This is a genomic window from Streptomyces sp. L-9-10, assembly GCF_004151105.1.
Taxonomy (GTDB): Bacteria; Actinomycetota; Actinomycetes; order Streptomycetales; family Streptomycetaceae; genus Streptomyces.
Genome location: NZ_PHRF01000035.1, coordinates 64572 through 79748 on the forward strand (window position 1 = coordinate 64572; position 15177 = coordinate 79748).

At 70.7% G+C, this 15177-nt stretch carries 13 protein-coding genes; 6 read left to right on the forward strand and 7 right to left on the reverse strand.

Translation table 11 applies throughout. The features are described from left to right. The first annotated feature begins 25 nt into the window (after positions 1–25). Complete coding sequence (locus tag CU044_RS09580; protein ID WP_129768059.1) at positions 26–277, forward strand: hypothetical protein; 252 nt, start codon at positions 26–28, stop codon at positions 275–277. A gap of 80 nt (positions 278–357) precedes the next feature. On the opposite strand, the gene CU044_RS09585 is transcribed toward CU044_RS09580, so the two are convergent. From CU044_RS09585 to CU044_RS09605, 5 genes are all read right to left on the reverse strand, one after another. Next, complete coding sequence (locus CU044_RS09585) at positions 358–3414, reverse strand: glycoside hydrolase family 38 C-terminal domain-containing protein (RefSeq protein ID WP_129768060.1); 3057 nt, start codon at positions 3412–3414, stop codon at positions 358–360. A 156-nt stretch (positions 3415–3570) separates the two neighbouring features. Beyond that, positions 3571–4854, reverse strand: coding sequence for a glycosyl hydrolase (locus CU044_RS09590; RefSeq protein WP_129768061.1), 1284 nt, complete (start codon positions 4852–4854; stop codon positions 3571–3573). Positions 4855–4957: 103 nt separating this feature from the next. Further along, positions 4958–5818, reverse strand: coding sequence for a carbohydrate ABC transporter permease (locus CU044_RS09595; RefSeq protein WP_165371835.1), 861 nt, complete (start codon positions 5816–5818; stop codon positions 4958–4960). Continuing rightward, entirely contained in the window at positions 5815–6792 is a 978-nt protein-coding gene (locus CU044_RS09600; RefSeq protein ID WP_129768062.1) for a sugar ABC transporter permease, read from the reverse strand. The genes CU044_RS09595 and CU044_RS09600 overlap by 4 nt, the downstream gene beginning before the upstream one ends. A 17-nt stretch (positions 6793–6809) precedes the next feature. Then, on the reverse strand, positions 6810–8102 hold the full coding sequence (locus tag CU044_RS09605; RefSeq protein WP_129768063.1) for a sugar ABC transporter substrate-binding protein: 1293 nt from the start codon (positions 8100–8102) through the stop codon (positions 6810–6812). A gap of 457 nt (positions 8103–8559) precedes the next feature. Here CU044_RS09605 and CU044_RS09610 point away from each other — a divergent pair, with 457 nt between their 5' ends. From CU044_RS09610 to CU044_RS09630, 5 genes are all read left to right on the forward strand, one after another. Beyond that, positions 8560–9576 (forward strand): LacI family DNA-binding transcriptional regulator, encoded by a 1017-nt coding sequence (locus tag CU044_RS09610; protein ID WP_129768064.1) that lies wholly within the window; start codon positions 8560–8562, stop codon positions 9574–9576. A 65-nt stretch (positions 9577–9641) separates the two neighbouring features. Beyond that, a complete protein-coding gene (locus CU044_RS09615; protein WP_129768065.1) occupies positions 9642–10454 on the forward strand; it encodes an FCD domain-containing protein in 813 nt (270 codons plus the stop codon). Then, on the forward strand, positions 10451–11224 hold the full coding sequence (locus CU044_RS09620; RefSeq protein WP_129768066.1) for a creatininase family protein: 774 nt from the start codon (positions 10451–10453) through the stop codon (positions 11222–11224). Before CU044_RS09615 ends, CU044_RS09620 begins: the two co-directional genes overlap by 4 nt. Before the next feature lie 340 nt (positions 11225–11564). Next, positions 11565–12536 carry a poly(3-hydroxybutyrate) depolymerase gene (locus CU044_RS09625; protein WP_129768067.1) on the forward strand — a complete coding sequence of 324 codons (972 nt, stop codon included), beginning with the start codon at positions 11565–11567 and terminating at the stop codon, positions 12534–12536. Between the two features lie 149 nt (positions 12537–12685). Next, positions 12686–14215, forward strand: coding sequence for an AbgT family transporter (locus CU044_RS09630; protein WP_240045457.1), 1530 nt, complete (start codon positions 12686–12688; stop codon positions 14213–14215). A gap of 108 nt (positions 14216–14323) precedes the next feature. Here the strand turns inward: CU044_RS09630 and CU044_RS09635 are convergent, their stop codons facing one another. After that, positions 14324–14545, reverse strand: coding sequence for a hypothetical protein (locus CU044_RS09635; RefSeq protein ID WP_129768069.1), 222 nt, complete (start codon positions 14543–14545; stop codon positions 14324–14326). Between the two features lie 347 nt (positions 14546–14892). After that, the gene (locus CU044_RS09640; RefSeq protein ID WP_129768070.1) at positions 14893–15135 is read right to left on the reverse strand and encodes a hypothetical protein; all 243 of its coding nucleotides are present in this window, start codon (positions 15133–15135) and stop codon (positions 14893–14895) included. Between the last annotated feature and the right edge of the window lie 42 nt (positions 15136–15177).

Genomic DNA, 15177 nt, shown 5'->3' on the forward strand with positions numbered 1-15177 from the left:
ACAGATCCATCGAGAGGAAGCCGGGATGACCACCACCACGTCCGTCACATCGAGCCCGTCGGATGAGTGCACCGCCGCGCAGGCCTATCTGCGCCTCCTGTCGGCGGTGCGCGCGGTACTGGACGACCCGTCGCGGGCGTCCCTGGCGGCGCCGCTGCTCGCCGCCCCGATCGCCGAGGCGGACGAGGCGCTCACCGCGGCGGGCCTGGCGGGCAACGAACGGGAGTTCCTCCATCTGGTGGCCGCGCAGGCACTGGACCACCGGCCCCACACATGACCGCACGGCGGCGGACGCCCCATGTCTCCCGGGCGCCCGCCGCGTGTGCCGGCCGGGCCGTGCCGGCCAGGCCTGGCCGGTCAGCCGCGCGTCAGCCGCAGCGTGATCAGTTCGAACGGGCGCAGCGCCAGCTGGACCGACCCGTCGACCGCCTCGGGCGGCGCCACGTCCGCCAGCGGGCGCTCCAGCAGATCGGTCACGGCCAGTCCGGTGGTCTCGAAGCCGATGCCGACCCGTGCCTTGGCCCGGCCGCCGGTCGACTCGTAGAGCCGTACGACCAGATCGCCGCTCCCGTCGTCGGCGAGCTTGACGGCGCTGACGACGACGGCGTCGTTGTCGACGCTCACCAGCGGGGCCACCTCCGCGTCGCCCGGAACGCGGCGCTCCGGCAGGTTCACGCGGTAGCCCTCACGGACCGCGTCACCGATCGACGCGCCGGGCGCCAGGGCGTGCCGGAAGCGGTGGACGCCCTGGTCGGTCTCCGGGTCGGGGAAGCGCGGGGCGCGCAGCAGCGAGACCCGGACGGTCGTGGTCGTACCGGCGTCCGAGGGGCGGACGGTACGGGTCACGTCATGTCCGTACGTCGAGTCGTTGACCAGCGCGACGCCCCATCCCGGCTCCTCCAGATGCACGAAGCGGTGGTTGCACGCCTCGAACTTGGCCGCCTCCCAGCTGGTGTTGGTGTGGGTGGCCCGGTACACATGGCCGAACTGCGTCTCCGACGCGTACCGCTCGGCGTGGACATCCAGCGGGAAGGCCGCCTTGAGGAACTTCTCGGTCTCGTGCCAGTCCACCTCGGTGTCGATGTCGAGGCGCTTGACCCCGGGGGTGAGCGTCAGCAGCTGGGTGACCTTCGAGGAGCCGAAGCCGCGCACGACCCGGACACCGACCGCGCCGGCCGGCAGCGCGCCGGCCGAGGGGGCACCCTCCTCGACCGGGGTGAGCGCGTCGAGATCCGTCAGATCGGTGACGGTGTTCCGGTAGAACTCGTCCACGTCCCAGGCGTCCCACTGGTTCGGGAAGTCGGGGTGGATCTGGAGGAGGTTGGCCGCCTCGCCCGGGGCGACGGCCTCGCGCTCCGCGCTCACGTCGTAGACCGACACCACCAGGCCGCGGCCGTCGACCTCCACCTCCAGCAGCCCGTTGCTGAGCACATATCCGCCGCCCTCGCGCGGCGACAGCTGCGCGCTGCCGCTCCCGCCGACCGGTCCCGCCGCACCCGCCGGGACGCCGCCGCGCGCGTGCGGCGCGGAGTTGAAGAGCAGGGTCGTCCCGCCGGACGTGTCCCCGGCGAGGGCGCGCTGTGCCGTGTCCACGATCCCGTTCAGCTCGGCCGCGACGGCCGCGTACGTCTTCTCCGCCTCGCGGTGCACCCAGGCGATGGACGAGCCGGGCAGGATGTCATGGAACTGGTGCAGCAGGACGGTCTTCCAGATCCGGTCCAGCTGCTCGTACGGGTACGACGCGCCGGTGCGTACGGCCGCGGTCGCGGCCCACAGCTCGGCCTCCCGCAGCAGATGCTCGCTGCGCCGGTTGCCCTGTTTGGTCTTCGCCTGGCTGGTGAGGGTGGCGCGGTGCAGCTCCAGATACAGCTCGCCGACCCAGACCGGCGGGTTCGGGTATTCCGCCTCGGCCTTCGCGAAGAACGCGCCGGGCGCCTCCCACTCGACCGTCGCGGAGCCTTCGAGGCTGCGCAGCCGGGCCGCCTTGGCGATCATCTCGCGGGTGGTGCCGCCGCCTCCGTCGCCCCAGCCGGTCGGCGCGAGGGAGTGCCTGGCGACACCCTTCTCCTTGAAGTTCTTCGCCGCGTGCGCGATCTGCTGGCCCGTCATCGAGCAGTTGTAGGTGTCGACGGGCGGGAAGTGGGTGAAGATGCGGGTGCCGTCGATGCCCTCCCAGCGGAAGGTGTGGTGCGGGAACTTGTTGATCGTGGACCAGCTGATCTTCTGGGTCAGCAGCCACTTGGACCCGGCGGCCTTGATGATCTGCGGCAGTCCCGCCGCGAAGCCGAAGGTGTCGGGCAGCCACGCCTCGTCGTTCTCGATGCCGAACTCGTCGAGGAAGAAGCGCTTGCCGTGCACGAACTGCCGGGCCATCGCCTCGGAGCCGGGCATGTTGGTGTCGGACTCCACCCACATGCCGCCGGCCGGTACGAACCTGCCGTCGGCCACGGCTTGCTTGACCTTGGCGTAGACCTCGGGCCGGTGCTCCTTGATCCAGGCGAACTGCTGCGCCTGCGACATCGCGAAGACGAACTCCGGCTCGTCCTCCAGCAGCGCGGTCATATTGGCGGTCGTACGGGCGACCTTGCGTACCGTCTCGCGCAGCGGCCACAGCCAGGCGGAGTCGATATGGGCGTGGCCGACCGCGCTGAGGCGGTGGGCGGTCGCCGGCGCGGGGGTCGCCAGGACCTCGGCGAGCCGTTCCCTGGCGGCGGCCGCGGTGCCGTTCACGTCCTGGAGGTCGACCGCGTCGAGCGCGCGGCTGATCGCCCGCAGGATCTCCCAGCGGCGGGCGCCGTCGACGGGCAGCTCGGCCATCAGCTCCCCCAGCACCTCCAGGTCCTGGATCAGCTGCCAGACGGTCTCGTCGAAGACCGCGAGATCCATCCGGGCCAGGGTGTACTGCGGCTCGCTGCCCGCGGTCTCCTTGTCACCGAGCCGGGTCGGCAGGAAGGGGTGGTAGTCGAGGATCACCGGGTTGGAGGCGGCCTCGACATGGAGGAGCACCTCCTCGCCGCCCGCGACGGGCGCTCCGATCCGTACCCACTGGTTGCGCGGGTTGAGGCCCTTCACCGGGGTGCCGTCGGGCCGGTAGACCAGGCCCTCGCACTGGAAGCCGGGCATGTTCTCGTCGAAGCCGAGGTCGAGGACCGCCTCGACCGTGCGGCCCGCCCACTTCTCGGGGACGGTCCCGGAGACCCGGAACCAGCTGGTGCCCCAGGGGGCGCCCCACCGGTCGCCGGCCCTGACCGGCTCGGCGGGGCCCGCCAGGCCCTCTTCGACGGGTACGGGTTCGCCCGGCGCGTTCCAGACGGCGACGTCCAGCGGTATCGATTCGGGGTATACGGCGGGCCGGATGCGCTCGTCGAGGACGCGCTTGAGGCGGGCCTCCACCAGGCTGCGGTCGTCGTGCATGAGGGGGTGCTCCTGAGGTGCGTGTGGGTGCGGGTTACCGGGAAGGGTCAGGGACTACACGTACACGGATCACGGGATACTGGCCATGGGGAGGGACTACCCGTTTCCCTTGTTCCCCTGGCACGGCACTCACCGTTCCTACCGAACTCACCTGTCTCACGGGACCTGGTCCGGGTGGACGACCTCGGTGATGTGGCGGCTCGCCAGATGCTCCGTGTCCCCGGCGCGGCTCGCGAGGACGGCGGTGGGGCGGACGCCGTCCTCGGTGAGCCGCGCGAAGGCTTCGAAGAACGCCCCGCCGGGACGGCAGGTGCTCCGGGGCGGCGCGTGCCCGCCGTCCCCCGTCGGGTGGTCCGCGGTCTCGTCGTCCCCGATGTCGACCACGAGCGCGGTGGTGCGGGGAGCCGGGCTGTACGTTCTGCCGCGCCACTCCTCGACGATCCGGGCGATGGACTCCCCGGCCGGCTTGACCTTCCGGTCGTTCGTCAGCAGGCCGAGGCTGTATTCCAGTTCGGGGAAGTCGGCGAGCGAGCGCGACACATCGTGCGAACACCACCAGGTGACGCCCCAGACATCGGGGCAGTCCAGCGCGTTGGCGACGGTCGCCTCGGTGAACGCGGCGGCGTGCTCGGCCGGGATCAGCGGCGCCGGGGCGCCGACCTCCTGGAGCCAGACCGGGCGGTGCGGTTCCAGCGCCCACGCCTTGGACAGTTCGATCAGATAGGCGGCGTGGTGCTCGGTGGCGGTGCCTGTCCGGCCGTGCCGCTGCGCGGTGCCGTTGAAGACCCAGGAGTGCACGGCGGTGACGGCGCCGATCCTGGCCGCGTGCGCGGGGGTGAAGGCGTGCTTGTCCTGGTACCAGGCGGCGTCGTACTCCGCGTGCAGATGGAGCTTGCCGGGCGCCCCCTCCTCACAGGCGTCCAGCAGCCGGCGGAGCCAGTCGGCGGCCTGCGCCGGGGTGATGGGGTCGGGATCGGGGTGCGGTGGTCCGGAGAACTGGTTGATCTCGTTGCCGATGGTCATGCCGATGAAGTTCGGCCGGTCGGCGAGGGCGGCGGCGAGCGTACGGAGATACTCCGCCTGGCCGGCGACGACATCGTTGTCAGTGAAGATGTTCCGCCGGTGCCAGGTCTGGGTCCAGGCGGGCAGGAAGTCGAAGCTCGACAAGTGGCCCTGGAGTCCGTCGACATTGACGTCCAGACCGCGTTCGGCGGCGGCGTCGGCGAGCTGGACGAGCTGTTCGACGGCGCGGGGCCTGATCAGCGTGCGGTTGGGCTGGAAGAGCGGCCAGAGCGGGAAGACCCGGATGTGGTCCAGGCCGAGTCCCGCGATCGAGTCCAGGTCGGCGCGTACCTCGTCGAGATCGAAGTCCAGCCAGTGGTGGAACCAGCCCTGGCTGGGCGTGTAGTTGGCGCCGAAGCGCGGCGCGGGAGTACTCATACTGGCAACGTTGTCCTGGTTCTGTGGCGCGTTGGACAGCGGGCGGTGGTACGGGGGAGCGGTGGTGCGGGCGGGCGTTCGGGATGTGCGGCCGGGCCTGGGGTCAGCCCTTCACGGCGCCTTCGCCGACACCCCGGAAGAAGTATCGCTGGAGACAGGCGAAGAGCACGATGAGCGGCACCACGGCGATGACCGTACCCGCCGCGACCAGCCGTGGATCCTGGGCGAAGGTGCCGTGCAGATAGTTCAGTCCGATGGTGAGGGTGAAGTTCTCCGGGTCGCTGAGGACGATCAGCGGCCAGAGGAAGTCGTCCCAGGCGCCCATGAAGGCGAAGATCGCCACCACCGCGAGGGTGCCCTTGACCGACGGCAGCGCGATCCGCAGGAACCGCTGCCAGGTGTTGGCCCCGTCGACGAAGGCCGCCTCCTCCACCTCGTGCGGCAGATTGAGGAAGGCGTTGCGCATCAGCAGGACGTTCATCGCGCCGATGGATCCGGGCAGCAGCACCCCGATCAGGGTGTTGTTGAGACCGAGGTCACGCATGGTGGTGAACTGGGCGATGATGATGCCCTCGACGGGCACGAGCATGGCGAGGATGAACGCGAGGGTCGCCGCGCGGCGGCCCCGGTAGCGCATCCGGGCCAGCGCGTAGCCGGCCAGCGCGGCGCCGACGCAGTTGGTGATCACGTTGGCGGACGCGACCTTGAGGGAGTTGAACGCGTAGTCCCAGACCGGGATGATCTCGGCGACACGGCTGAAGTTGTCCAGCGTCGGCTCGCTCGGGAGGAACGTCGGCGGGGAGCTGTAGATGTCCTCGTGCATGCCCTTGAGCGAGGTGGACAGCTGCCACACGAACGGCCCGATCATCACGGCCAGCATCACGAGCAGCAGGGCGTACCGCAGGGCGAGCTGCCAGGGTGCGAGGCGCCGGCCGTCGGCGTCGATGGTCTTCGGGAAGCTCACGCGTCCTCCTTGCGGTCGGCGCGGAGCACCAGCAGCATCAGGGCGACCGTGACGACGAAGACGACCACGGAGATGGCGGAGGCGTAGCCGACCCGGCCGCTCAGCCCGGTCCCCACGCGCTGGACGAGCATCACCAGCGTGGTGTCCTCGCCCGCCGGGCCGCCGCTGGGCCCGGCCATCAGATAGACCTCGGAGAACACCTTGAAGGCGGCGACCGAGGACAGCGCGCCGACGAGGACCATGGTGGAACGGACCGCCGGTACGGTGACGGTGACGAAGCGCCGGATGGCGCCCGCCCCGTCCACGGCGGCGGCCTCGTGCAGCTCGCGCGGCACGTTGGCCAGCGCGGCCAGGTAAATGATCATGTAGTAGCCGAGGCCCTTCCAGACCGTGACGGCCATCGCGCTGAACAGCAGCAGCCACTGGTCGCTGAGGAAGCCGATCCGGCCGACCCCCACCGCTTCGAGCACCGCGTTGATGAGCCCCCGGTCGTCCAGCATCCACACCCAGATCAGCCCGACCACCACGATCGAGGCGACCACGGGGGTGTAGAAGGCGGAGCGGAAGAAGGTGATGCCGGGGATCTCGCGCTGCACGAGCATGGCGAGCAGCAGCGGCAGGATGATCAGGGCCGGGACGACCCCGACGACATACAGCGCGCTGTTGCGCAGGCCGATCCAGAACATCTCGTCATGGATCAGTTCCCGGAAGTTGGCCAGCCCCACGAACTCACCCGGAACCAGGGTCCGCCGGTCGGTGAAGGAGTTGACCAGTGTGCTGAAGAACGGGTAGAGGCTGAAGGCGCCGACGATCAGCAGTCCCGGCGCGGCGAACAGCCAGGGGCTGGAGGGCAGTTGGCGCCTGATGCCGGTCGCGGGACCGCGGGGCCCACGCCCGGAGCCGGGGCTCCGGAGCGTGGTCCCCGGCGCGGCCGCGTCCGAGGGGAGCGCCCTGGGGGCGGTGGTGCTTTTCATGGTGCGGGGCTCGGCTCTCAGCTCTTCTTGAGCAGGCTGTCGCAGGCCTCGACCGCGCGGTCGAGCGCCTCCTGGGGGCTCTGCTTGCCCTGGAGCGCCTTGGCGACCTGGTTGCGCAGCTCGGTCTTCATCTGCTCGCTGAACAGGACGGGCGTGTAATTGACGGCCGTCTTCAGGGACTTGGCGGCGGCGATGCGTACGCGCGTCTCGTCGGTGCCGTCCTCCTTGGTGAAGTACGGGTCGTCCAGGGAGCCCTTGGTGCTCGGGAAGATGGCGACCTGCTTGGCGAACGACATCTGGCGGGTCGCGTCGGTCACGAAGTGGGCGAAGGCCACGGCGGCGGGCTTCTGCTTGGTCTGCGCGTTCACCATGACGCCCATGACGTACATGTTGACCTTGCCGGTGCTGGTGACCTGGTCGGTGATCCCGATGTTCTTGTAGAGGCTCGGGGCCTCCTTCTTGAACTTCTCCAGGTCCAGCGCGCTGCCCGGGTTCATCGCCACGGCCTCGGTGAGGAACTTGGTCCCCGAGGACTCGGGGGTGGCGGTGAGCGCCTGCGGGTCGAGCGCCTTCTTGTCGAACAACTCCTTGTAGCGGGTGAGCATTTCCACCCCCTTGGCGTCGTTGAACGCGAAGCCGGTGCCCTCCTTGTTCATCAGCTGGACGCCGTAGCGGCCGAAGTCCTCGATGGTGGGCACCTGCGCGAGCGTGGCGATCTCGCCGTCGCTCTGCTCGGCCAGCTTCAGTCCCTGGTCGAAGACCTCGTCGTAGGTCGTCGGCGGCTTCTCGGGGTCGAGTCCGGCGTCCTGGAAGAGCCGCTTGTTGTAGAACATCGGGCCGGTGTTGAGGTACCAGGGGAAGCCGTACGTCCCGTCCGTGCCCGGGATCTGATGGCTCTGCCACGCGCCCGGCAGGTACTCGTCGCGGAACGACGCCGCCGTCTCGTCCTTGTCGAGGTCGAGCGCGAGCCCGGCCTTCGCCAGCGGGGTCACCAGGTCGGGCGAGACATTGACGACGTCCGGCAGCGTGCCGCCGGCGGCGTCCGCGCTCAGCTTGTCGGCGTAGCCCTCGGCCGGCCGGTCGACCCACTTCACCTCGGTGTCGGGATACTTCTTCTCGAAGTCCTTGATGACTCCGTTGAAGTAGTCCTTGAAGTTGGCCTGGAGGTTCCAGGTCTGGAAGGTGATCTTGCCCTTGACCGGGCCCGAGGCGTCGGAGGAGCCGTCGCCGGAACCTCCACTACAGGCGCTGAGCGGCAGAACGGTGGCGAGAACAGCGGCGACAGCGACTGTTCTTCGGGAGATGCGCACGGAGAACGGCTCCTTTGCTCGGACCAGGCGTGCGTACGGCCAGCCGGAGCTGCGGGCCACGGCTGCTTATGTCCAGCAGACCTTGCAATGCGTTCGGGTGAAAGTCAACACATTCGTGCGACAAAAGCCCATCATCCTGGTATCACGGCAGGTCAGAGCCGCCCTTTTGCTTTCCTTGCGGTATGACACTAATGCGCTTTAGGATGCTCGGACTCAAGCGCATTAGTACGGGGTCCACATGGCTCGTCCGGTACGGCCGGAAGGCCCTGCGATGCCCCCGTTGCACACCCGGGTCCCGGAGCGCGGACGTACGCGGGAACGCGGACGCGACGGGGCGTGCCGGGAACGCAGGGACGGCAACGGGGACCGCGAGAAGAGAGGCACACGGGTGGCAGCGAACCCGCCGTCGGACAGGGACACGCCCACGGCCAGACGTACTCCCCCGCGCCGTCCGACCATGAAGGACATCGCGAAGCGCGCCGGGGTCTCGGAGAGCGCGGTCTCCTTCGCGCTCAACGACCGCCCCGGCGTCTCCGCGGTGACCCGCGACCGGGTGCGCCGGGTCGCGGAACAGCTGGGCTGGCGGCCCAGCACCGCCGCCCGCGCGCTGTCGGGCGAGGGCTCGGCGACGGTCGGCCTGGTGCTGGCCCGTCCGGCGGCGACCCTCGGCGTCGACTCGTTCTTCCTCCAGCTGATCTCCGGCATCCAGGAGATCCTGTCAGAACGTCAACTCGGCCTCCTTTTCCAGGTGGTGGAGGATGTGCCCGCCGAGTGCGCGGTCTACCGGCGCTGGTGGGCGGAGCACCGCGTCGACGGCGTGCTGGTCGTGGACCCCAGGACCGACGACCCCCGGCCCGATCTCCTGGCCGAGCTGGGACTCCCCGGCGTCGTCATCGGCGCGCTGCCCGCGGGCGACACGGGCCGCCACCCCGGCCTGTCGCAGGTACGGGCCGACGACGCGGGCGCGATGGCCGCCATCGTGGGCCGGCTGCACGAGTTGGGGCACCGGCGCATCGTGCATATCGCGGGGCTGCCCTCGCTCGCCCACACCGAGCGGCGCATCCGGTCGCTGCGGATCGAGGCCGACCGGCGGGGGCTGCCCGAGGCGCGCTCGCTGACCACGGACTACTCCGACACCCAGGGCGCGGCGGCCACCCGCCGGGTACTGGAGGAGGACCGCCCGCCGACCGCCCTGATCTACGACAACGATGTGATGGCCGCGGCCGGGGCGGCCGTGACGACGGGGCTCGGCCTCTCCGTACCCGGTGATGTCTCGGTCATCTCCTGGGAGGACTCGGCCCTGTGCCGGCTGGTGCGCCCCTGGCTCACCGCCCTCTCCCGCGACTCGGTCGCCTTCGGCCGGATCGCCGCGACCGAGCTGGCCGCGCTGCTCGACGGCGGCGGGGCCCGCACCGTACAGGTGCCGCTCCCCCGGCTGATCGAGCGGGAGAGCCTGGACCGGGCACGGTCGTAACGCGCCGGAAATACATCCGCGCACGACCATTGACACCCCAAGAGATCAAGTGATCTATTCACTTCATGAGTCGCAGTGAACTGTCACTGTCCGAGCATCTGGCGGACAGCATCGTCGAGATCATCCGTACCGAACGGCTGGTCCCCGGGGACGCCCTGGCGTCCTCGCGTGACCTCGCCCGCCGGTTCGACGTCACCACACCCACGGTCCGCGAGGCCCTGCGCAGGCTCGAGGCCACCAACGTGGTGGAGTTCCGGCACGGCTCGGGGACGTATGTGGGACCGGGCAGCGAACGGCGGCTGCTCGCCAATCCGCATCTTCCGCGTGGCAGCAGGGAATCGGTGCTCGAACTCGTCGAGGCGCGGCTGGTCCTGGAACCCGCCGTGGCCGCCGCCGCGGCGCGTGCCCGCGTACCGGAGGCCGTGGAGCAGTTGCGCACCGCGGCGGCCAACGCGCTGCATCCGCCGCGCGAGTCGCTGCTCGCCTCGATGCACTTCCACGTGGTGCTGGCGACCGCGAGCGGCAACGCGCTGCTGCGCGAGGCCGTCGAGGCATTGCTCCAGGTCAGAGCGCGGGAGCAGGTCGAGATCCGGCATCGCTATAACGACCGCGCACGGGACCACGCGGAGCATGTGGAGATCTTCGAGGCGGTACGGGACGGGGACGCGGAAGCGGCCGAGCGGCTGACCCGGGAGCATCTGGGCTGCATCCGCGAGGCGGTCCTCGCCGCCGATTTCCCGGACACCGGGACAGCCGGCACCGGGACGGCCGGCACCGGGACGGCGGACCCCGGCACGACGGCGACCACGCACGGCGCGAACGGCGCGGGAGACAGCGCGAAGGACAGCGCGGAAACAGATCTGGAGGCCCGCCGATGAACGCCGCACAGCCGCTGCGACTCGCCGAGATGACCACCGAAGAGGCGGCCACCGCCGTCACGGCGAGCCCCGTGGTGATCATCCCGGCCGGCGCGTTCGAGCAGCACGGTCCCGCGATGCCCCTGGCCACGGACACGATCCGGGCCGAGGGCGTGGCCGAACGCGTGGCCGCCGCACTGGCCGGCCGCGCGGTGATCGGCCCCCCGCTGCCGGTCGGGGTCTCCCCGCACCATCTCGCCTTCGCCGGTACGGTCACGCTCACCACCACGACCCTGGCCGCGGTGGTCCGTGAGTACGTGGAGAGCCTGTACCGGCACGGCTGGCGGAAGGTGCTCGTCATCACCGGCCACGGCGGCAACAACGCCACGCTGTCCACGGTGGCGCAGGATCTGCTCACCACCCACCCCGATCTCCAGTTCGCCTGGACCCCCGTCACCCCGCTCGCGGCCGATGTCGTGTCCGGGATGGGGGTCAGTGAGGTGCACGGTCACAGCGGCGAGGCCGAGACCGCGCAGATGCTCCATCTCGCGCCCGGACTGGTGCACACCGACCGGCTCACCGCCGGTACGACCTCCACCGCCCAACTCGACCCGCTCTCCCGGCTCTCGCGCCACGGCGCCCACCCCGCGCTCGCCGTGCGCTACGACCGGCTCAGCCCCAATGGCATCCTCGGTGACCCGCGCCGGGCGACCACCGAGGACGGACACGCGGTCGTCGACGCCGTCGTGGTCCGTGTGGTCGCCTTCGTCAAGGAGTGGCTGGACGCCTGAACCGGGCGCCCGCACCCGCCACTTCCCCGCAGACGGCACCGCGCCGCCACGCCGCCGCGACGGCGTGCGTGGTGCCGTAGGCAGCACACGGTACGCATCGCACAGCACGCACAACACAGCACCGCACCGCACCGCACCGCACCGCCCAACGCAGCACCGCACAACACAACACCGCGCGCACCACCACACACGCGCGCGGCACCAGCACAGCACTCGCACCACACATCGCATGTGTCACGCATCGCGCGTCCGAGCCGCGATCCCCGCCCCGAACGACGGGGCACCCCTGCCGAAATCCAGTGAGCCGTCCGCCCCAGGCGTCCGGCAGAAGGAGCTTGCCATGAACTCCCTCCAGCGGATGGCGACAGCCGCCGTGGGCCTCGCCCTGTGTCTCGCCGCGACCGGAGCGACGACCGCGACAGCGACCGCCGCCCCCGCGGCGCGGGGCACCTCGAAGACCGCCTGCCGGCCGCCCGCGCCGCAGCAGCCCGGCACCAGCGCGTCGCACACCATCAGCAGCGGCGGCCGGGAGCGCGCGTACCGGCTCCATCTCCCGGCCGACTACGCGAAGAAGCGTGACTGGCCGGTCGTCCTCGCCTACCACGGCCGGGGCAACACCGGCGCCGGGACGGAGGAGTTCTCCAAGCTCTCCACCCTGCCGGCCGTCGTGGTCTACCCCGAGGGGGTCATCGGCACCGGCGACGGGGACCGCCAGGCGTGGCAGGGCGCTCCGTACGCGGCGGCCGGGGTGGACGACGTCCGGTTCACCGAGGACCTGCTCGACCGGCTGGAGTCCACCCTCTGCGTGGACGAGCGGCGGGTGTACGCCACCGGGAAGTCCAACGGGGCGGGGTTCATATCCACCCTGCTCGCGTGCCGCCTGGCGGACCGGATCGCCGCCATCGCGCCGGTGGCCGCCGCCCTCTATCCCACCGGCGAGCCGTGCGAGCCATCCCGTCCGGTGCCCGTCATCGAGTTCCACGGCACCGGCGACGTCACCATCCCGTACGCCGGGGACGCCGACCGCGGACTCCCCGCCATCCAGGACTGGGTGGCGGAGTGGGCCGCCAGGAACGGCTGCGCCTCGCGCGCCCGTGACCGGGTGACCGAGCCCGACATCACCGTCTCGCACTGGCGCGGCTGCGACCGGGGGGCCGAGGTGCGCCATGTCGCGGTCACCGACGGCGGACACACGTGGCCCGGCGCCGACAGCTACAGCGGCGGCGGCTACACCACGCAGACCATCGAGGCCCACGAGGTCCTGTGGCGGTTCCTGCGTCCGTTCCGTACCCCCGCGTCCTCCCACCACTGAGACCCGCCCCCCGTCCCCGCCGATCACAGGAACCGAGCAAGGAGCCCGCTCCCATGTCCACCCCGCCACCCGCACCACCCGGCAGACCCTCCCCACCGCCCGACGGACCATCCGAGGGAGCCGACGGACCCGGGTCCGCACCTCCCGCCGTGACCGACGACGGGACCCGGCTCCCGCGCATCGTCCGCGCGATGGCCGTCATCGAGCGGGCGGGCAACGCGCTGCCGCACCCGTTCTGGCTGTTCTGGATCCTCTCCGCACTGCTCGCGGTGATCAGCGCGATACTGGCCGCCGCCGACGTCTCCGTCGTCTCCCCGAGCGACCACAAGACCGTCACGGTGCAGAACCTGCTCAGCGGTGACGGGCTGGCCATGGCCGTCTCGACGATGATCGAGAACTTCGCCACCTTCCCGCCGATGGCCACCATCGTGGTGGTGATCATGGGCGTCGCCGTGGCCGAGCGCACCGGCTTCCTCGCGGCGCTGATGCGGGTCGGTGTCTCGCGGGTACCGGCCTCGTGGGTGGTGTTCGCCGTCGCCTTCGCCGGCACCGTCTCCCATGTCGCCTCTGCCGCCGCGTACATCATTCTCGTACCGCTGGGCGGGCTGGCCTTCCGGGCCGTGGGGCGCTCCCCCATCCTCGGCATCGTCGTCGCGTACACCTCCATCGCCTCGGGGTACGACGCGAGCCCGATCCCCACGCCCAACGACGCCATCTTCGCGGGGATCACCACCGCCGCGGCGCGGATCGTGGGCGGCGACGACGCGTATGTGTCGCCGCTGAGCAACTGGTTCTTCAATATCGCCTCGTCGCTGCTGCTGGCTCTCGTCATCACGCTGGTGACGAAGTTCGTCCTGAGCAAGCGGCCCGATCTCGACGCGGACCCGGACGCCGATCTGGAGGACCTCGGCACACTCACCCTCAGCGCCCGGGAACGCTCGGCGCTGCGCGCGGCCGTACTCGCCCTGCTGGCGGCGCTCGTGGTGCTCGTCGTGGTCATGGTGCCCGAGTCGTCACCGCTGCGCGGTGAGGGCGGCAGCATCGTGGAGTCGCCGTTCCTGGACGGCATCGCGGCGGTCGTCGCGCTGGTCTTCGGGCTGGTGGGCATCGTCTACGGGTACCGCTCGGGCTCGGTGACCTCGGCCGGTGACATACCGAAGCTGATGGGCCGCGGCATCATGCAGATGGCGCCGGTGCTGGTGCTGTTCTTCGCGATCGCCCAGTTCCTGGCGTACTTCGACTGGACCCATATCGGTGATGTGCTCGCGGTCAGGGCGGCTGAGGCGCTTGAACAGAGCGGGATGCCGATCGTCCTGGTGTTCCTGCTGATCCTCCTCCTGCTGACGCTGGTCAATGTCATGGTCACCAGCGGTTCGGCGATGTGGGCGATGTGCGCGCCCGTTCTGGTGCCGATGCTGATGCTGGTGAGCGTGCCCGCCGAGACGACCCAGGCGCTTTTCCGCATCGCCGACTCGGGATCGACGGCGATCACGCCGATGAGCCCGTACTTCGTGATGGCGCTGGGCTTCCTCCAGCGCTACCGCAAGAGTGCGGGGATCGGCACGCTGGCCTCGTACACGCTGCCGCTGGCCCTGGCCATGACGGTCGCGTGGACCGCGCTGTTCCTCGTGTGGTGGGCGGTGGGCATTCCGCTCGGCCCGGGGGCTCCGGTGCGCTGAGCCGGCGTGTGACGGGAGGGGAGGGCCCCGGGGCGGCCCTCCCCTCTCGATGTCCCAACGCTCTTGCCGTGGTGCGTGGTTGTGCGGTGGCCGACGGTTGCGCCGGGGTCAGTTCCAGGCGTGGCCGTCACCGAACAGAAGCGTGTGCTCCAGCACATCCTCCATCGGGTCGTCGATCTGGCCGGTGTGGATCAGCGCGAACGTCGACCCGTTGTGGGAGTCGCGGTGCGTCTCGTCCGCGCTCGCCGCGCCGGCCGGCAGCCCCGTCACCGCCGCCGTCGCCGCGATGCCGACCGCCCACCGGGAAATGGTCCTTGTCGTGCCGTTCACCGTTGGCTCCTGACTCTCGTGTCCCTCGGACAGCGGTACTTTCCATCCGGTTCATCTGTTTGACGGACCAAAAGGTCACGCGGATCATCGGAGAATTTCCCGCCCGCTCGCCCAGGACATCGCGGCCGAGGCGGACCCCGGCATCGTGAAGCCGCTGCCGTCCGAGGTGTTCACCCTCCGGGGCGCCAACGCCGAGACCGACTGCGCGGCGGCGCCGTGGACTTCGGCCACTCTGTTCGACGCCGTGGTACGTCACCGGGTGACCGTGGTCCGACCCGGAGCGCCGGACGGCCGGCCGCGCGCACGCGGCCGGCCGTCCTCAACAGCGCCCGCGGGCGCGGGGGATGTTACTTGACGGTACCGCGCTCACCTCGTTCCTGGCCCTTCGCGTGGCGGTCGACGGAGCGTCGGTCCAGGGAACGCCGCTCGGCGAGGCGCCGGTCGGCTGCGGCGATGGGTTCGGAGTCCCACCCGGGGTCGTCCGAGCCACCGCCCGGACTCGGGGCCCGGCGACGGAGGTTCGACGCGTCGGAGCGTGCGGCCTCGGCGCGGATCATGGCGTTGAGCGCGGCGAAGGGGTCAATGGGCATGGCTGTGTCCTCACGGTGAGAAGGTGCTGGAACAAGCGACTG